We start from the raw sequence: 18074 nt of genomic DNA on the forward strand, positions 1-18074 counted from the left end.
GACGTGAATATGCGACGTATAGCCGTAATGGGCGCTGCTGGGCGCATGGGCAAGACCTTGGTCGAGGCGGTGCAGCAGCGCTCGCCGGCCTCCGGGCTGACGGCGGCGATTGTTCGCCCTGGCAGCACGCTGATCGGTGCGGACGCCGGTGAGCTGGCTTCGCTGGGTCGCATCGGCGTTTCGTTGTCGGGCAACCTGGAGCAGGTGGCTGACGAGTTTGATGTGCTGATCGACTTCACCTTGCCGGAAGTGATGCTGAAAAACCTGGCGTTCTGCCGCAAGACGGGCAAGGCCATGGTCATCGGCACCACAGGCTTGAATGCCGAGCAGAAGCAGTTGCTGGTGGAGGCGGGCAAGGATATTCCGATCGTCTTCGCCGCCAACTTCAGCGTCGGCGTGAACCTGTCGCTCAAGTTGCTGGACCTGGCCGCGCGCGTGTTGGGTGATGAGGCGGATATCGAGATCATCGAGACCCACCATCGCCACAAGATCGATGCACCGTCGGGTACTGCGCTGCGCATGGGTGAGGCGATTGCCGATGCCCTGGGGCGCGACCTGTCTAAAGTCGCTGTTTACGGGCGTGAAGGCCATACCGGTGCGCGTGCCCATGACACCATCGGCTTTGCCACTGTGCGCGGTGGTGATGTGGTGGGTGATCACACCGTGCTGTTTGCAAGTGAAGGCGAGCGCCTGGAGATCACGCACAAAGCCTCCAGCCGCATGACATTTGCCAAGGGTGCGGTGCGTGCGGCGCTCTGGCTGGAAGGTCGTGAGCCTGGTCTGTATGACATGCGCGACGTGCTGGATCTGCACTAAGAGTAGCCAAAACCGGGCCTCAAGCTTATGCTTAGGCCCCGTTTTTACCCGCTAGGCGACGTCCTGTCGCATTCCCCTGCCTTTAAGGCTCATTAGCGGTGGACCAAAAAAGCCTTTTTCTGTAAGCTACAGCTTTAGTGTGTCCACTAAAAGCGCGCAGAATAATTCAGTGAAGAAGCGGGGTGACGTGTCCATACGTCACTCCGCTTTTTTACAACCTGCGATCGCCCTTTCAGGCTTTATTTACGGGAGGTCTTCTTGACTAAGCCAGCCATACTCGCCCTTGCTGATGGCAGCATTTTTCGCGGCGAAGCCATTGGAGCCGACGGTCAAACCGTTGGAGAGGTAGTGTTTAACACTGCCATGACCGGCTATCAGGAAATCCTTACCGATCCTTCCTACGCCCAGCAAATCGTTACCCTGACCTATCCGCACATCGGCAACACCGGTACAACGCCGGAAGACGTTGAGTCTGATCGTGTCTGGTCGGCCGGTCTGGTCATTCGTGATCTGCCACTGGTTGCGAGCAACTGGCGTAACACGATGTCGCTGTCCGATTACTTGAAAGCCAACAATGTTGTGGCGATCGCCGGTATCGATACGCGTCGCCTTACACGCATCCTGCGTGAAAAAGGCTCGCAGAACGGCTGCATCATGGTCGGTGACAATATCTCCGAAGAGGCGGCGATTGCCGCTGCCCAAGGCTTCCCTGGCCTGAAGGGCATGGACCTGGCGAAAGTTGTCAGCGTCAAAGAGAAGTACGAGTGGCGCTCCACTGTCTGGGACTTGAAGACCGACAGTCACGCGACCATCGACGCCAGCGAGCTGCCATACCATGTTGTGGCCTACGACTACGGCGTGAAGTACAACATCCTGCGCATGCTGGTTGAGCGCGGCTGCCGCGTGACCGTGGTGCCGGCGCAAACGCCTGCGAGCGATGTGCTGGCCCTGCAACCGGACGGCGTGTTCCTGTCCAACGGCCCGGGTGACCCTGAGCCATGCGACTACGCCATCCAGGCCATCAAGGACGTGCTGGAAACCGAGATTCCGGTATTCGGTATCTGCCTCGGTCACCAGCTGCTGGCCCTGGCGTCCGGCGCCAAGACCCTGAAAATGGGCCACGGCCACCACGGTGCCAACCACCCGGTACAAGACCTGGACACCGGCGTTGTGATGATCACCAGCCAGAACCACGGTTTTGCGGTGGATGAAGCAACCTTGCCGAGCAACGTTCGCGCCATTCACAAGTCGCTGTTCGACGGCTCCTTGCAAGGCATCGAGCGCACCGACAAGAGCGCGTTCAGCTTCCAGGGCCACCCTGAAGCCAGCCCTGGCCCGAACGACGTAGCGCCGCTGTTCGACCGTTTCATCAATGAGATGGCCAAGCGACGCTGACTGAGAGGCCTGCGGGCGGCCCCGAACCTCGGTGGCCCCCGCAGGCTCTTCAACGATTGTTCAAGACGGCTTGCCGACTGACCTGCGGATTTGAGTGACAAACCCATGCCAAAACGTACAGACATAAAAAGCATCCTGATTCTCGGCGCTGGCCCGATCGTGATCGGCCAGGCTTGCGAATTCGACTACTCCGGCGCCCAGGCCTGTAAAGCCCTGCGCGAAGAGGGTTACCGCGTCATCCTGGTGAACTCCAACCCGGCCACCATCATGACCGACCCGGACATGGCCGACGCCACTTACATCGAACCGATCAAGTGGCAGACCGTTGCCAAGATCATCGAAAAAGAGCGTCCCGACGCGCTGCTGCCGACCATGGGTGGCCAGACCGCACTCAACTGCGCCCTGGACCTGGAGCGCGAAGGCGTTCTGGAGAAGTTCGGCGTAGAGATGATTGGCGCCAACGCCGACACCATCGACAAGGCTGAAGACCGTTCGCGTTTCGACAAGGCCATGAAGTCCATCGGCCTTGACTGTCCGCGCTCCGGTATTGCCCACAGCATGGAAGAGGCCAACGCGGTTCTCGAAAAGCTGGGCTTCCCGTGCATCATTCGTCCGTCCTTCACCATGGGCGGCACCGGTGGCGGTATTGCTTACAACCGTGAAGAGTTCGAAGAAATCTGCGCCCGTGGCCTGGACCTGTCGCCGACCAAAGAGCTGCTGATCGACGAATCCCTGATCGGCTGGAAAGAGTACGAGATGGAGGTTGTCCGCGACAAAAAGGACAACTGCATCATCGTCTGCTCCATCGAAAACTTCGACCCGATGGGCGTGCACACCGGCGACTCGATCACCGTTGCTCCGGCGCAGACCCTGACGGACAAGGAATACCAGATCATGCGTAACGCCTCGTTGGCGGTACTGCGTGAGATCGGCGTTGAAACCGGCGGTTCCAACGTTCAGTTCGGTATCTGCCCGGACACCGGTCGTATGGTCGTGATCGAGATGAACCCGCGTGTGTCGCGTTCTTCGGCACTGGCTTCGAAAGCGACCGGCTTCCCGATTGCGCGCATCGCCGCCAAGTTGGCGATCGGTTACACCTTGGACGAGCTGCAAAACGAAATCACGGGCGGCGCTACGCCGGCGTCTTTCGAGCCGTCCATCGACTACGTCGTGACCAAGCTGCCGCGCTTTGCCTTCGAGAAGTTCGCCAAGGCCGACGCACGCCTGACCACTCAGATGAAGTCGGTTGGCGAAGTAATGGCCATCGGCCGGACCTTCCAGGAATCCCTGCAGAAAGCCCTGCGCGGCCTGGAAGTGGGTGTTTGCGGCCTGGATGAAAAGCTCGACCTGAGCAACCCGGAAAGCATGAGCGTGCTCAAGCGCGAGCTGACCGTGCCGGGCGCCGAGCGTATCTGGTACGTGGCCGATGCTTTCCGCGCGGGTATGACCGTCGAACAGATCTTCGGCATGAACATGATCGATCCGTGGTTCCTGGTGCAGATCGAAGATCTGATCAAGGAAGAAGAGAAGGTCAAGACCCTCGGTCTGTCCTCTATCGACCGCGACCTGATGTTCCGCCTCAAGCGCAAAGGTTTCTCCGATCAGCGTCTGGCCAAGCTGCTGGGTGTGACCGAGAAGAACCTGCGCACCCACCGCCACAAGCTGGAAATCTTCCCGGTCTACAAGCGCGTTGATACCTGCGCGGCCGAGTTCGCCACCGACACCGCGTACCTGTACTCCACTTACGAGGAAGAGTGCGAGGCCGCGCCGTCGGGCCGCGACAAGATCATTATCCTGGGCGGCGGTCCGAACCGTATTGGCCAGGGTATCGAGTTCGACTACTGCTGCGTACACGCCGCCCTCGCGCTGCGCGAAGACGGGTACGAGACCATCATGGTCAACTGCAACCCGGAAACTGTTTCGACTGACTACGACACTTCCGACCGTCTGTACTTTGAGCCGGTAACCCTGGAAGACGTGCTGGAAATCTGCCGCGTCGAGAAGCCGAAAGGCGTGATCGTGCAGTACGGCGGCCAAACCCCGCTGAAGCTGGCGCGTGCCCTGGAAGCGGCCGGCGTGCCGATCATCGGCACCAGCCCTGACGCCATCGACCGTGCCGAAGACCGTGAGCGCTTCCAGCAAATGGTCGAGCGCCTGAACCTGCGTCAGCCGCCAAACGCCACCGTGCGCAGCGAAGACGAAGCCATCCGCGCCGCCAGCAAGATTGGCTACCCGCTGGTGGTGCGTCCGTCCTACGTATTGGGCGGCCGGGCGATGGAAATCGTCTACGAAGAAGAAGAACTCAAGCGCTACCTGCGTGATGCGGTGAAAGTGTCGAACGACAGCCCGGTGCTGCTGGACCACTTCCTCAACTGCGCCATCGAAATGGACGTGGATGCGGTGTGCGACGGTACCGACGTAGTCATCGGCGCGATCATGCAGCACATCGAACAGGCTGGCGTTCACTCCGGTGACTCCGCTTGCTCGCTGCCGCCGTACTCGCTGCCAGCGCACATCCAGGACGAGATGCGCGAACAGGTCAAGAAAATGGCCTTGGAACTGGGCGTGGTCGGCCTGATGAACGTTCAGTTGGCGCTGCAAGGCGAAGACATCTACGTCATCGAAGTGAACCCGCGTGCTTCGCGTACCGTGCCATTTGTTTCCAAGTGCATCGGTGTGTCCCTGGCCATGATCGCTGCCCGCGTGATGGCGGGTAAGACCCTGAAGGAAATCGGCTTCACCAAGGAAATCATTCCTAACTTCTACAGCGTGAAAGAGGCGGTGTTCCCATTCGCCAAATTCCCTGGTGTGGACCCGATCCTGGGCCCAGAGATGAAGTCCACCGGTGAAGTGATGGGTGTGGGTGACACTTTCGGTGAAGCATTCGCCAAGGCCCAGATGGGCGCCAGCGAAGTGCTGCCGACCGGCGGTACTGCGTTTATCAGCGTGCGTGATGATGACAAACCACTGGTTGCAGGCGTGGCCCGTGATCTGATCAACTTGGGCTTTGAAGTCGTGGCAACTGCCGGGACCGCCAAGCTGATCGAAGCTGCCGGCCTGAAAGTACGTCGCGTGAACAAGGTGACGGAAGGCCGTCCGCACGTGGTCGACATGATCAAGAATGACGAAGTCACGCTGATCATCAACACCACCGAAGGTCGCCAGTCGATCGCGGACTCCTATTCCATTCGTCGTAATGCCTTGCAGCACAAGATCTACTGCACCACCACCATTGCTGCTGGCGAAGCCATCTGCGAAGCGCTCAAGTTCGGTCCGGAAAAGACCGTGCGTCGCTTGCAGGATCTACACGCAGGATTGAAGGCATGACCAAATACCCAATGACCGTCCAGGGCTTCAAGGCCCTGGAAGAGGAGCACGCCCATCTGACCAAGGTCGTCCGTCCAAAGCTGAGCCAGGACATCGGTACGGCCCGCGAGCTGGGTGACTTGAAGGAAAACGCCGAATACCACGCTGCTCGAGAGCAGCAGGGTATGGTTGAGGCGCGGATCCGTGATATCGAAGGCCGCCTGCAGAACTCGGTGGTGATCGACGTAACGACCATTCCTAAAACCGGCAAGGTGATTTTCGGCACCACCGTGGAAATCGCCAACGTCGAAACGGACGAAAGCGTGGTTTACCACATCGTCGGTGAGGACGAGGCTGACTTCAAGCTCGGCAAGATCTCCGTCGGTTCGCCACTGGCCCGCGCCTTGATTGCCAAGGAAGAGGGTGATGTGGTGACCGTTAAGACGCCAGGTGGCGTTACCGAGTACGAGATTGTTGAAGTTCGTCACCTCTGAAAGGCGGCGCCCGCTTCGTGCGGGCGCCATGCTTTGGCAGCTCGCCCAGATGCTTTGGGTGGGTGGCCTATGGTTGTTGCACATCGGTGTGCTGCCGGTGTTGGGCCTGATTGGCCTGGCACCGCTGCTGATCGATGAGCTCAACGGAATGCTGAGTGCGCTGCTGGTGGGTTTTTCAGCGGCGTGCGTGACGCTCCAGGCATTGGTGCTGGTCAAGACCGAGGGTTTGAGGAGCTTGTGGCGGGATATTCGCGGCCAACTGCTGTTGATGGCGCTGTATGCGTGCGCAATGTTTTGCGTGGTGCATGTGTGGCTGCCGCAAGCGTTGCGCTGGCAGCTATTCAGCTATCTTGTGCTAGGGTTCTCCGGCCTGGTGCTGGTTATACAGCCGGCACCGGGATGGAGCGGCGGGGCGCGCGAAGCACGCCCGTGACCCTTGTATTACTTGAAGCGGTGTACGTTCGACAGCTGCTTGTTGACGCTGAAGTTCTTGCGATACAGCAGTGCCATCTTGCCGATGACCTGTACCAGGTCCGCTTTGCCGACCTTGCACAGTTCTGCAATGGCGGCCAAACGCGCTTCGCGGTCAAGGATGTTGACCTTGATCTTGATCAGTTCATGATCGCCCAATGCGCGTTCCAGTTCGGCTAACACACCTTCAGTCAAACCGTTGTCTGCCACAATCAGAACTGGTTTCAGATGGTGGCCAATGGATTTGTACTGTTTCTTCTGCTCTTGAGTGAGCGGCATAATCTGACCCCTGCGTCTGATCTTGTAAAAAGCGGCGGCCAGTTTACCCGAGCGAGTCCGGGACCGCCCAGTTAATCACGACCCGTTTTATTTTCGAGGTGGCCCGTGGCCCGTTCCAAAACCAGCCTTAAGTGGCTACAAGAACATTTCAACGATCCTTACGTCAAAAAGGCGCAAAAGGACGGCTACCGTTCCCGGGCCAGCTACAAACTGCTGGAGATCCAGGACAAGGATAAATTGATTCGTCCAGGCATGAGCGTTATCGACCTTGGCGCAGCCCCTGGTGGCTGGTCCCAAGTGACCAGTCGTCTGATTGGTGGGCAAGGTCGATTGATCGCTTCAGACATCCTTGAGATGGACAGCATCCCGGATGTGACCTTTGTACACGGCGACTTCACCCAGGATACGGTGTTGGCCGAGATCCTTGAGGCTGTGGGAAATTCGCAGGTAGACCTTGTGATTTCCGACATGGCCCCCAATATGAGTGGATTACCGGCCGTTGATATGCCGCGAGCCATGTTCCTGTGCGAGTTGGCACTGGATCTGGCGGGTCGGGTTTTGCGTCCCGGTGGTGATTTCCTGGTGAAAGTCTTCCAGGGCGAAGGTTTTGACGAGTACCACAAGAACATTCGCAAATTGTTCGACAAGGTACAGACGCGCAAACCAGACTCTTCGCGAGACCGGTCACGCGAGCAATACCTGCTGTGCCGCGGCTTCCGTGGTGTCGAAGGGGCGGAGAGCGAAGAGCGTTTTTGAGGAATTCGAGGAGGGCGATAGGTTTTTTTATATCGCTTTCGTCACGAAGCTTTACGAATATTGTGTAGTCAAAGTTTCACAAAGGGTTACAGACGGCGCCTGCCAGAGTTGTAGGTAATGTAGTAAGTTAGGACGGTGAATATCATGCGAAGCGCGCGCCAGTAGCGGAGCTTGCTTCAGAGGGTAGTTAATTGAACGATATGGCAAAGAATCTGATCCTGTGGTTGATCATCGCGGCTGTCCTGGTGACGGTGATGAACAACTTCTCCAGCCCTAACGAGCCGCAGACCCTCAACTATTCCGACTTCATCCAGCAAGTTAAGGATGGCAAGGTCGAGCGCGTAGCGGTTGATGGCTACGTGATCACCGGCAAGCGCAACGATGGCGACAGCTTCAAGACCATTCGTCCGGCAATCCAGGACAACGGTCTGATCGGCGACTTGGTGGATAACCATGTAGTGGTTGAAGGCAAGCAGCCTGAACAGCAGAGCATCTGGACTCAGCTATTGGTAGCGAGCTTCCCGATCCTGGTGATTATCGCCGTGTTCATGTTCTTCATGCGCCAGATGCAAGGTGGTGCGGGAGGCAAGGGCGGGCCGATGAGCTTCGGCAAGAGCAAGGCGCGCCTGCTCTCTGAAGATCAGGTGAAAACCACCCTGGCTGACGTCGCAGGTTGTGATGAAGCCAAGGAAGAAGTCGGTGAGCTGGTTGAGTTCCTGCGTGATCCGGGCAAGTTCCAGCGCCTGGGCGGCCGCATTCCTCGCGGCGTGCTGATGGTCGGTCCTCCGGGTACCGGTAAAACCTTGCTGGCCAAGGCGATTGCCGGTGAAGCCAAGGTGCCGTTCTTCACCATTTCCGGTTCTGACTTCGTCGAGATGTTCGTCGGTGTTGGTGCCAGCCGTGTTCGCGATATGTTCGAACAGGCCAAAAAGCACGCACCGTGCATCATCTTCATCGACGAAATCGACGCCGTGGGTCGCCATCGTGGCGCCGGCATGGGTGGCGGTCACGATGAGCGTGAGCAGACCCTCAACCAATTGCTGGTTGAGATGGACGGCTTTGAAATGAATGACGGCATCATCGTCATCGCCGCGACTAACCGTCCCGACGTGCTCGACCCAGCGTTGCTGCGTCCAGGCCGTTTCGACCGTCAGGTTGTGGTGGGGCTGCCGGATATTCGTGGTCGCGAACAGATCCTGAAAGTACACATGCGCAAAGTGCCAATGGGTGACGACGTGGCTCCGGCCGTGATTGCCCGTGGTACGCCAGGCTTCTCCGGTGCCGACCTGGCCAACCTGGTCAACGAGGCTTCGTTGTTCGCTGCCCGTACCGGCAAGCGCATTGTGGAAATGAAAGAGTTCGAACTGGCCAAAGACAAGATCATGATGGGTGCCGAGCGCAAATCCATGGTCATGTCCGAGAAAGAGAAGCAGAACACCGCTTATCACGAAGCCGGTCACGCCATTGTTGGTCGCGTTGTGCCTGAGCACGACCCGGTCTACAAAGTGTCGATCATTCCTCGTGGCCGTGCGCTGGGTGTGACCATGTTCCTGCCGGAAGAGGATCGTTACAGTCTCTCCAAGCGTGCGCTGATCAGCCAGATCTGTTCTCTGTATGGCGGCCGGATTGCTGAAGAGATGACGCTTGGCTTCGACGGTGTGACCACCGGTGCTTCAAACGACATCATGCGTGCCAGCCAGATTGCGCGGAACATGGTGACCAAGTGGGGGTTGTCGGAAAAACTCGGTCCTTTGATGTATGCCGAGGAAGAAGGCGAAGTGTTCCTGGGTCGTGGTGGCGGCGGTCAAGCTGCCAGCTTCTCGGGTGAGACGGCCAAGCTGATCGACTCCGAAGTGCGCAGCATCATTGACCAGTGCTACGGCACGGCCAAGCAGATCCTGACGGATAACCGCGACAAGCTCGATGCAATGGCTGATGCGCTGATGAAGTACGAAACCATTGATGCCGATCAGATTGACGACATCATGGCGGGCCGCGCACCGCGTGAGCCTCGTGATTGGGAAGGTGGTTCGGGTACCTCGGGCACCCCGCCTGTGGTACAGAACGAACGTCCTGAAGCCCCAATCGGCGGCCCCGCAGCTGACCACTAAGGTTTGAAATGACTTCTGCGCTGTCCTCCACCCGGTTGCCTTGCGGCAACCGGGTTCTTGATTTGGCCCATACGCATGTCATGGGCATTCTTAATGTAACCCCCGATTCTTTTTCTGACGGCGGCCGCTTCAATCAGCAGGATGCCGCGTTGCGTCATGCCGAGGCGATGGTGGCGGCTGGCGCGACCTTGATTGATGTCGGTGGTGAGTCAACTCGACCGGGCGCTCGCGTGGTTTCTCCCTTGGAGGAGCTGGAGCGGGTCGCGCCAATCGTCGAGCGGATTGCCCGTGAGCTGGATGTGATTATCTCGGTGGACACCTCGACTCCCGCAGTAATGCGCGAGACAGCGCGCCTCGGTGCGGGGCTGATCAACGATGTGCGCTCCCTTCAGCGTGATGGCGCGCTGGATGCGGCGGCGGCAACCGGACTGCCGGTGTGCCTTATGCATATGTTGGGAGAACCCGGCAATATGCAGGACAGCCCGCATTACGATGATCTGGTTGGTGAGGTGAGTGGGTTTCTTGCGCAAAGAATGACTCAATGCGCCAAGGTGGGCATCGCAGCCGAAAAGATTATCCTGGATCCCGGGTTTGGCTTCGCCAAGACCCTGCAACACAACTTGAGCCTGTTCAAGCATATGGAAGCTTTGCACGCCCTTGGTCGACCCTTGTTGGTCGGCGTGTCGCGCAAGAGCATGATAGGGCTGGCCCTGAATCGCCCTGTGGGTGAGCGGTTGTACGGTGGCCTGGCGTTGGCGGCACTTGCCGTGACCAAGGGCGCGCGTATTTTGCGGGTGCATGATGTCGCCGAGACGGTTGATGTGGTGCGCATGCTGGCCGCGGTAGAATCAGCCGAATAGAACGATGGAGCACTTATGACTAAAAAATATTTTGGCACCGACGGTATTCGTGGTCGGGTCGGCGAATTCCCGATTACTCCTGACTTTATGCTTAAGCTGGGCTGGGCCGCAGGTATGGCGTTCCGCAGCATGGGCGCTTGCCGCATCCTGGTGGGCAAAGACACTCGCATCTCGGGTTACATGTTCGAATCTGCGCTGGAGGCGGGGCTGTCTGCCGCAGGCGCCGATGTCATGCTGCTGGGGCCCATGCCGACGCCGGCAATCGCTTACCTGACACGTACCTTCCACGCTGAAGCCGGTATCGTGATCAGTGCCTCGCACAATCCCCATGATGACAACGGCATCAAGTTCTTCTCGGGCCAGGGCACCAAGCTGCCGGACGAGATCGAGCTGATGATCGAAGAGTTGCTGGACGCGCCGATGACCGTGGTTGAGTCCAGCAAGCTGGGCAAGGTCTCGCGTATCAATGACGCCTCAGGCCGTTACATCGAGTTCTGCAAGAGCAGTGTGCCGACCAGCACCAACTTTGCCGGCCTCAAAATTGTTGTCGACTGTGCTCACGGTGCAACCTACAAAGTGGCGCCCAGCGTATTCAAGGAGCTGGGTGCCGATGTGACGGTGCTGTCGGCCCAGCCAAATGGTTTGAACATCAACGATAACTGCGGCTCGACGCATATGGAGCAGCTGCAGGCTGCTGTCCTGGCCGAGCACGCTGACCTCGGTATTGCCTTCGATGGCGACGGTGACCGCGTATTGATGGTGGATCACACCGGTGCGGTGGTTGATGGCGATGAGCTATTGTTCATCATTGCCCGCGACCTGCATGAGCGTGACAAGCTGCAAGGCGGTGTGGTTGGCACGCTGATGAGCAATCTCGGGCTTGAGTTGGCCTTGGCCGAGCTTGGGATTCCGTTTGTACGCGCCAATGTCGGTGACCGCTATGTCATCGCCGAGCTGCTGGAGCGTAACTGGCTGGTGGGCGGAGAGAACTCGGGGCATGTGGTTTGCTTCCAGCACACCACCACGGGCGATGCCATTATTGCTGCGCTGCAGGTATTGCTGTCCTTGCGTCGTCGCAAAGAGAGTCTGGCTCAAGCGCGCCAGGCGCTGCGCAAGTGCCCGCAGGTTCTACTGAATGTGCGCTTTGCCGGTGGCGAAAACCCTATCGAGCACCCTGCTGTCAAAGACGCCTGCGAGCGTGTGACCCTTGCAATGGCTGGGCGTGGCCGCGTGTTGTTGCGCAAGTCCGGCACGGAGCCGCTGGTGCGTGTCATGGTCGAAGGCGAGGACGAAACACAGGTTCGCGGCCACGCCGAAGACCTGGCAAAACTGGTAACTGAAATTTGCGCCTGAATTCGGCTTGCCAGTGATGGTGTGGTTGGGTAACATCTGCGCCCACTTTGACCGACGAGGTACAGCATGCGTCGCACTATGGTAGCTGGTAACTGGAAGATGCACGGTACCCGCGCCAGTGTCGCTGAGCTGATCAATGGCCTTCGTCACTTGGCCTTGCCTAGCGGTGTTGATGTTGCGGTTTTCCCGCCTTGCTTGCATATCAACCAGGTGGTTGATGGTTTGAAAGGCAAGTCGATTCAGGTCGGCGCGCAGAACTCTGCGGTGGAACCCATGCAAGGTGCGTTGACCGGTGAGATTTCACCGAGTCAGCTGGTTGATGCGGGTTGTTCCTATGTGCTTGTCGGGCACTCCGAGCGCCGTCAGATGATGGGCGAGCGTGATGGGACACTCAATCGCAAGTTCGCAGCGGCACAGGCTTGTGGCTTGATTCCAGTGTTGTGCATAGGGGAGACCCTGGAGCAGCGTGAATCGGGCAAGACTCTTGAAGTTGTCTCGCGTCAGCTGGGCAGCATCATCGAGGAGCTGGGTGTTGGTGCATTTGCAAAGGCAGTAATTGCTTACGAGCCGGTCTGGGCCATTGGCACCGGGCTGACTGCTACACCGCAACAAGCGCAGGATGTGCATGCAGCCATCCGCGCGCAGTTAGCGGCAGAGAATTCTGAAGTCGCGCAAGGTGTGCGGCTTCTATACGGCGGCAGCGTGAAGGCGGCCAATGCGGTCGAACTGTTCGGCATGCCGGATATCGATGGGGGGCTCATTGGTGGAGCTTCCCTGAATGCAGATGAGTTCGGTGCGATCTGTCGCGCCGCGGGAAACTGAAAAAATGCTGGAAACAGTCGTGGTCGTTTTTCATCTGTTGGCTGCCCTGGGCGTAGTTGCCCTGGTTTTGTTGCAACAGGGTAAAGGTGCGGATGCTGGTGCGTCTTTCGGTGCAGGTGCTTCAAATACTGTGTTCGGAAGCCAAGGTTCCTCTACCTTTCTTAGTAAGTTTACTGCTATACTTGCCGCCGGTTTCTTCATAACCAGCTTGGGGTTAGGTTACTTTGCTAAAGAGAAAGCTCATGTGCTGACTCAGGTAGGTCTCCCAAACCCAGCAGTTTTGGAAGTACCAAAAGCAAAACCGGCTTCTGATGATGTCCCGGTGCTTCAAGAGCAAAAGTCGGCTACTCCAGCGACTGACGTACCTCCAGCTCAAGAGCAGAAGTAAGAAGGGTTGTAAACGCTGTATTGCCGAGGTGGTGGAATTGGTAGACACGCAACCTTGAGGTGGTTGTGCCCATAGGGTGTAGGGGTTCGAGTCCCCTTCTCGGTACCAATTATCAGGAGAGCCCGCTGTTGCGGGCTTTCTTGTAGGTGGAAGGTTACATTGACCCTGTAAGGGATCGGTCGTATACTTCCGCCCCAGCTTTGTCGCGGGGTGGAGCAGTCTGGTAGCTCGTCGGGCTCATAACCCGAAGGTCGTCGGTTCAAATCCGGCCCCCGCAACCAGTTTTAGCGGAGCCCCTTTTAAGGGGCTTTTTGTTAGCTGGACACTTTCAACGCCGCTGTTCGACGGCGTTTCAAGGATGGGCGTTTCGCCCATTTTTTTATTTTGCACAGCATGCACATACATGCACGAGGGGGTTCAGGTGTCGAGCAAGCTAGAAGAGTTGCAGGCCTTGCTGGCCCCGGTGGTCGTGGCCCTAGGCTATGAATGCTGGGGTATTGAGTTTTCGGCTCAAGGTCGCCACTCAATGTTGCGCGTTTATATCGATAAAGAGGGCGGCGTGCTGGTGGACGATTGTGCCATTGTCAGCCGTCAGATCAGCGGTGTGCTGGATGTTGAAGATCCAATCGCCGTTGAATACACCCTCGAAGTTTCCTCGCCAGGCATGGAACGCCCACTGTTCACTATTGATCAGTTTGCAAAATTTGCCGGTGAACAAGTGAAGATCAAGCTGCGCTCACCCTTTGAAGGGCGACGCAACTTTCAGGGCCTTCTGCGCGGTGTAGAAGAACAGGATGTCGTGGTGCAGGTAGAAGACCATGAGTTCCTGTTGCCGATCGATATGATCGACAAGGCCAACATTATTCCCAGTTTTGACTGAGACGCGGATCCCGCGGATCCAATGGCTTGCGAAAGGCGAGGCGTACGATGAGCAAAGAAGTACTGCTGGTTGTTGAGTCGGTATCCAATGAAAAGGGCGTACCGGCAAACGTGATTTTTGAAGCGCTGGAGCTGGCCCTGGCCACTGCTACCAAAAAGCGTTTTGAAGACGAAGTTGATCTGCGTGTGGAAATCAACCGCCACACCGGTGCCTATGAGACTTTCCGTCGCTGGACGGTCGTCGAAGAAGCCGATCTTGATGATCCGGCCATCGAAACCTGGCCGAGCAAGGTTGCGCAAACGCATCCGGGCGCCCAGGTCGGTGATGTCGTCGAAGAAAAGATCGAGTCGATCGAATTCGGCCGTATTGCTGCACAGACTGCCAAGCAAGTCATCGTGCAGAAGGTTCGCGAAGCTGAGCGCGCTCAAGTCGTTGACGCTTATCGCGAGCGCCTGGGTGAAATCATCTCCGGCACCGTGAAAAAAGTTACTCGTGACAATGTGATCGTTGACCTGGGCAACAACGCTGAAGCGTTGCTGGCCCGCGAAGACATCATCTCTCGCGAAACCTTCCGTGTCGGCGTGCGTCTGCGTGCGCTGCTCAAGGAAATCCGCACCGAGAACCGCGGCCCTCAGTTGATCCTGTCGCGTACCGCGCCGGAAATGCTGATCGAACTGTTCCGCATCGAAGTGCCGGAAATCGCCGAAGGCCTGATCGAAGTCATGGCTGCGTCTCGCGACCCGGGTTCGCGCGCCAAGATCGCGGTCCGCTCCAAGGACAAACGCATCGACCCGCAGGGCGCTTGCATTGGTATGCGCGGTTCGCGCGTCCAGGCAGTGTCGGGCGAGTTGGGCGGTGAGCGTGTGGATATCGTGCTGTGGGACGATAACCCGGCGCAGTTCGTGATCAACGCCATGTCGCCAGCTGAAGTGGCGGCAATTATCGTTGACGAAGATGCCCATGCAATGGACATCGCCGTTGGCGCAGACAATCTGGCTCAGGCCATTGGTCGTGGTGGTCAGAACGTGCGTCTGGCCAGCCAACTGACCGGCTGGACCCTGAACGTGATGACCGAATCGGACATCCAGGCTAAGCAGCAAGCTGAAACCGGTGACATCCTGCGCAACTTCATCGACGAGCTGGAAGTCGACGAAGACCTGGCGCAGGTGCTGGTAGATGAAGGCTTCACCAGCCTGGAAGAGATTGCCTACGTACCGTTGGAAGAAATGCTCAACATCGACGGCTTTGACGAAGACACCGTCAACGAGCTTCGCGCTCGAGCCAAGGATCGCTTGTTGACTAAAGCCATCGCTACTGAGGAAAAGCTGGCAGACGCCCATCCGGCCGAAGACCTGCTCTCGCTTGAGGGTATGGACAAGGATTTGGCGATGGAACTGGCGGTGCGCGGCGTAATTACCCGCGAAGACCTGGCCGAGCAGTCTATTGACGATCTGCTCGACATCGACGGCATTGACGAAGATCGTGCCGGCAAGTTGATCATGGCCGCCCGAGCCCATTGGTTCGAGTAACTAGGCGCGGCCTGAGGAGAGAAGTGCATGACGCAAGTCACGGTGAAACAACTGGCCGATGAGGTCAAAACACCGGTAGAGCGCCTGTTGCAGCAGATGCGTGAGGCAGGTCTGCCGCACACCGCCGCCGATGAAGGTGTGAGCGATAGTGAGAAGCAGTCTTTGCTGACTCACTTGAAGAGCAGCCACAAGGCGAAAGTGGAAGAACCGCGCAAGATTACATTGCAGCGCAAAACCACCAGCACCCTGCGTGTTGCTGGTAGCAAAAGCATCAGCGTTGAAGTGCGCAAGAAGAAAGTCTTCGTACAGCGCAGCCCGGAAGAAATCGAAGCCGAGCGCAAGCGCGAGCTGGAAGAACGTCGCGCAGTAGAAAATGCTGCTCGTCAGAAGGCTGAAGAAGAAGCCAAGCGTCGCGCCGAAGAAGAAGCGCGTCGCCAGCCTGCTGCTGCGCAACCTGCTGCCACTGAAGCAGCCGCTGCGCCTAGCGCGCCAGTTGAAGCTGTGCGTGAGGCCGCCCCGGTTGCCGCAGCTCCTGCAGCTGACGCTCGCAAGCGCGACGAACCTCGTCGTCCGGACAAACCACGTGCCGACGATAACAATCGTCGCGGTGGTGGTGGCGATGGTGAGCGTAAAAACGCTCCGCATCGTGCTTCGGTCAAAGAGAAAGCGCCTGCTCCACGCGTTGCCCCACGTACTACCGACGAAGAAAGCGATGGCTTCCGTCGTGGTGGTCGCGGCAAGGCCAAGCTGAAAAAACGCAACGCCCACGGTTTCCAGAGCCCAACCGGCCCTGTCGTGCGTGAAGTGAAGATCGGCGAGACCATCACTGTTGGCGATCTCGCCCAGCAGATGTCGGTCAAGGCAGCTGAAATCATCAAGTTCATGTTCAAGCTGGGCACTCCAGCCACCATCAACCAGGTACTGGACCAGGAAACTGCCCAGTTGGTTGCTGAAGAGCTGGGCCACAAAGTGACCCTGGTCAGCGACACCGCCCTGGAAGATTCCCTGGCTGAGTCCCTGAAGTTTGAAGGTGAGGCTGTTTCCCGTGCACCGGTTGTGACCGTAATGGGCCACGTTGACCACGGTAAAACTTCCCTGCTCGACTACATCCGTCGTGCCAAGGTTGCTGCAGGCGAAGCCGGCGGCATTACCCAGCACATCGGCGCGTACCACGTTGAAACCGAGCGTGGCATGGTGACTTTCCTCGACACCCCTGGTCACGCTGCGTTTACCGCAATGCGTGCCCGTGGTGCCAAGGCTACCGACATCGTGATCCTGGTAGTTGCAGCGGACGACGGCGTGATGCCGCAAACCATCGAAGCCGTTCAGCACGCGAAAGCGGCTGGCGTACCGCTGGTGGTTGCAGTGAACAAAATCGACAAGCCGGGCGCTGATCTCGATCGCATCCGTAGCGAACTGTCGGTTCACGGCGTGACTTCTGAAGAGTGGGGTGGCGAGACGCCATTCGTGTCGGTATCCGCAAAAATGGGTACTGGCGTTGACGAACTGCTCGAAGCTGTTCTGTTGCAAGCCGAAGTACTCGAGTTGACCGCTACTCCATCGGCCCCTGGTCGTGGTGTTGTGGTTGAATCGCGTCTGGACAAGGGCCGTGGCCCGGTTGCGACCGTTCTGGTTCAAGACGGTACGCTGCGCCAAGGCGACATGGTGCTCGTTGGTTCGAACTACGGCCGTGTACGTGCCATGCTCGACGAGAACGGCAAGCCAATCAAGGAAGCCGGCCCGGCTATCCCGGTCGAGATCCTCGGCCTGGACGGTACCCCGGACGCTGGCGACGAGATGAGCGTAGTTGCCGACGAGAAGAAAGCCCGTGAAGTGGCTCTGTTCCGTCAAGGCAAGTTCCGCGAAGTCAAGCTGGCCCGTGCTCACGCCGGCAAGCTGGAAAACATCTTCGAGAACATGGGCCAGGAAGAGAAGAAGACGCTTAACATCGTCCTCAAATCTGACGTTCGTGGCTCCCTCGAAGCGTTGAACGGCGCCTTGAACGGCCTCGGTAACGACGAAGTGCAAGTGCGCGTTGTGGGTGGCGGTGTCGGTGGTATCACCGAATCCGACGCCAACCTGGCACTGGCTTCCAACGCTGTACTGTTCGGCTTCAACGTGCGTGCCGATGCTGGCGCTCGCAAGATCGTCGAGCAGGAAGGCCTGGACATGCGTTACTACAACGTCATCTACGACATCATCGAAGACGTCAAGAAAGCCCTTACCGGCATGCTTGGCAGCGATGTCCGGGAGAACATCCTGGGTGTTGCCGAGGTGCGTGACGTGTTCCGCTCGCCGAAATTCGGTGCGATCGCCGGTTGCATGGTTATCGAAGGTACTGTGTACCGTAACCGTCCGATCCGTGTACTGCGTGAAGACATCGTTATCTTCGAAGGCGAGCTGGAATCCCTGCGCCGCTTCAAGGATGACGCTTCCGAAGTACGTGCCGGCATGGAATGCGGTATCGGCGTCAAGAGCTACAACGACGTCAAGGCTGGCGACAAGATCGAAGTCTACGAGAAGGTCCAGGTTGCTCGCAGCCTCTAACTCGCGCACTTCCGGAGCCACGCCGCGTGTGGGCATGCAAATGCCCCGCGCAGCGTACGGACTCTAA

At 58.1% G+C, this 18074-nt stretch carries 15 protein-coding genes and 2 tRNA genes; 16 read left to right on the forward strand and 1 reads right to left on the reverse strand.

Translation table 11 applies throughout. The features are described from left to right. Positions 1–9 precede the first annotated feature (9 nt). The 5 genes from dapB (at position 10) to AB4P96_RS06315 (ending at position 6444) form a co-directional block, all read left to right on the forward strand. Complete coding sequence (gene dapB / locus AB4P96_RS06295; protein ID WP_170038173.1) at positions 10–816, forward strand: 4-hydroxy-tetrahydrodipicolinate reductase; 807 nt, start codon at positions 10–12, stop codon at positions 814–816. Positions 817–1074: 258 nt separating this feature from the next. After that, a complete protein-coding gene (gene carA, locus AB4P96_RS06300) occupies positions 1075–2211 on the forward strand; it encodes a glutamine-hydrolyzing carbamoyl-phosphate synthase small subunit (RefSeq protein WP_017139260.1) in 1137 nt (378 codons plus the stop codon). A 105-nt stretch (positions 2212–2316) separates the two neighbouring features. Next, positions 2317–5538: a carbamoyl-phosphate synthase large subunit gene (carB, locus tag AB4P96_RS06305; RefSeq protein ID WP_017139259.1), complete on the forward strand. Its 3222-nt coding sequence runs from the start codon at positions 2317–2319 to the stop codon at positions 5536–5538. Further along, entirely contained in the window at positions 5535–6011 is a 477-nt protein-coding gene (gene greA, locus AB4P96_RS06310) for a transcription elongation factor GreA (protein ID WP_395600613.1), read from the forward strand. The genes carB and greA overlap by 4 nt, the downstream gene beginning before the upstream one ends. Before the next feature lie 28 nt (positions 6012–6039). After that, complete coding sequence (locus tag AB4P96_RS06315; protein WP_026013857.1) at positions 6040–6444, forward strand: hypothetical protein; 405 nt, start codon at positions 6040–6042, stop codon at positions 6442–6444. 8 nt (positions 6445–6452) lie between these two features. On the opposite strand, the gene AB4P96_RS06320 is transcribed toward AB4P96_RS06315, so the two are convergent. Then, positions 6453–6761 (reverse strand): YhbY family RNA-binding protein, encoded by a 309-nt coding sequence (locus AB4P96_RS06320; protein WP_017139256.1) that lies wholly within the window; start codon positions 6759–6761, stop codon positions 6453–6455. A 105-nt stretch (positions 6762–6866) separates the two neighbouring features. Between AB4P96_RS06320 and rlmE the strand changes: the two genes are divergently transcribed. The 11 genes from rlmE (at position 6867) to infB (ending at position 18007) form a co-directional block, all read left to right on the forward strand. Then, complete coding sequence (gene rlmE / locus AB4P96_RS06325) at positions 6867–7517, forward strand: 23S rRNA (uridine(2552)-2'-O)-methyltransferase RlmE (RefSeq protein WP_017139255.1); 651 nt, start codon at positions 6867–6869, stop codon at positions 7515–7517. Between the two features lie 200 nt (positions 7518–7717). Next, complete coding sequence (gene ftsH / locus AB4P96_RS06330) at positions 7718–9628, forward strand: ATP-dependent zinc metalloprotease FtsH (RefSeq protein WP_032865933.1); 1911 nt, start codon at positions 7718–7720, stop codon at positions 9626–9628. 8 nt (positions 9629–9636) lie between these two features. Continuing rightward, positions 9637–10488 carry a dihydropteroate synthase gene (gene folP / locus AB4P96_RS06335; RefSeq protein ID WP_017139253.1) on the forward strand — a complete coding sequence of 284 codons (852 nt, stop codon included), beginning with the start codon at positions 9637–9639 and terminating at the stop codon, positions 10486–10488. Between the two features lie 15 nt (positions 10489–10503). Then, positions 10504–11841: a phosphoglucosamine mutase gene (gene glmM / locus AB4P96_RS06340; protein ID WP_017139252.1), complete on the forward strand. Its 1338-nt coding sequence runs from the start codon at positions 10504–10506 to the stop codon at positions 11839–11841. Between the two features lie 66 nt (positions 11842–11907). Continuing rightward, positions 11908–12663: a triose-phosphate isomerase gene (tpiA, locus tag AB4P96_RS06345; protein WP_003194193.1), complete on the forward strand. Its 756-nt coding sequence runs from the start codon at positions 11908–11910 to the stop codon at positions 12661–12663. Between the two features lie 4 nt (positions 12664–12667). Next, a complete protein-coding gene (gene secG / locus AB4P96_RS06350) occupies positions 12668–13051 on the forward strand; it encodes a preprotein translocase subunit SecG (RefSeq protein WP_010206600.1) in 384 nt (127 codons plus the stop codon). A gap of 22 nt (positions 13052–13073) precedes the next feature. Next, positions 13074–13159 (forward strand) — tRNA-Leu (locus AB4P96_RS06355). Between the two features lie 96 nt (positions 13160–13255). Then, a tRNA-Met gene (locus AB4P96_RS06360) sits at positions 13256–13332 on the forward strand. Between the two features lie 140 nt (positions 13333–13472). Then, on the forward strand, positions 13473–13931 hold the full coding sequence (rimP, locus tag AB4P96_RS06365) for a ribosome maturation factor RimP (RefSeq protein WP_032865935.1): 459 nt from the start codon (positions 13473–13475) through the stop codon (positions 13929–13931). Positions 13932–13978: 47 nt separating this feature from the next. After that, positions 13979–15460 carry a transcription termination factor NusA gene (gene nusA / locus AB4P96_RS06370; protein WP_017139250.1) on the forward strand — a complete coding sequence of 494 codons (1482 nt, stop codon included), beginning with the start codon at positions 13979–13981 and terminating at the stop codon, positions 15458–15460. 27 nt (positions 15461–15487) lie between these two features. Continuing rightward, positions 15488–18007 carry a translation initiation factor IF-2 gene (gene infB, locus AB4P96_RS06375; RefSeq protein ID WP_017139249.1) on the forward strand — a complete coding sequence of 840 codons (2520 nt, stop codon included), beginning with the start codon at positions 15488–15490 and terminating at the stop codon, positions 18005–18007. Positions 18008–18074: the final 67 nt, after the last annotated feature.

The organism is Pseudomonas sp. B19125 (assembly GCF_044218855.1).
Lineage (GTDB): Bacteria > Pseudomonadota > Gammaproteobacteria > Pseudomonadales > Pseudomonadaceae > Aquipseudomonas > Aquipseudomonas edaphica.

Excerpts from the sequence above, each read along its gene's own strand:
- dapB (WP_170038173.1), top strand. The coding sequence starts at position 10 with ATGCGACGTATAGCCGTAATGGGCGCTGCTGGGCGCATGGGCAAGACC.
- carB (WP_017139259.1), top strand. The coding sequence starts at position 2,317 with ATGCCAAAACGTACAGACATAAAAAGCATCCTGATTCTCGGCGCTGGC.
- greA (WP_395600613.1), top strand. The coding sequence starts at position 5,535 with ATGACCAAATACCCAATGACCGTCCAGGGCTTCAAGGCCCTGGAAGAG.
- AB4P96_RS06315 (WP_026013857.1), top strand. The coding sequence starts at position 6,040 with ATGCTTTGGCAGCTCGCCCAGATGCTTTGGGTGGGTGGCCTATGGTTG.
- AB4P96_RS06320 (WP_017139256.1), bottom strand. The coding sequence starts at position 6,761 with ATGCCGCTCACTCAAGAGCAGAAGAAACAGTACAAATCCATTGGCCAC.
- ftsH (WP_032865933.1), top strand. The coding sequence starts at position 7,718 with ATGGCAAAGAATCTGATCCTGTGGTTGATCATCGCGGCTGTCCTGGTG.
- folP (WP_017139253.1), top strand. The coding sequence starts at position 9,637 with ATGACTTCTGCGCTGTCCTCCACCCGGTTGCCTTGCGGCAACCGGGTT.
- glmM (WP_017139252.1), top strand. The coding sequence starts at position 10,504 with ATGACTAAAAAATATTTTGGCACCGACGGTATTCGTGGTCGGGTCGGC.
- tpiA (WP_003194193.1), top strand. The coding sequence starts at position 11,908 with ATGCGTCGCACTATGGTAGCTGGTAACTGGAAGATGCACGGTACCCGC.
- secG (WP_010206600.1), top strand. The coding sequence starts at position 12,668 with ATGCTGGAAACAGTCGTGGTCGTTTTTCATCTGTTGGCTGCCCTGGGC.
- nusA (WP_017139250.1), top strand. The coding sequence starts at position 13,979 with ATGAGCAAAGAAGTACTGCTGGTTGTTGAGTCGGTATCCAATGAAAAG.
- infB (WP_017139249.1), top strand. The coding sequence starts at position 15,488 with ATGACGCAAGTCACGGTGAAACAACTGGCCGATGAGGTCAAAACACCG.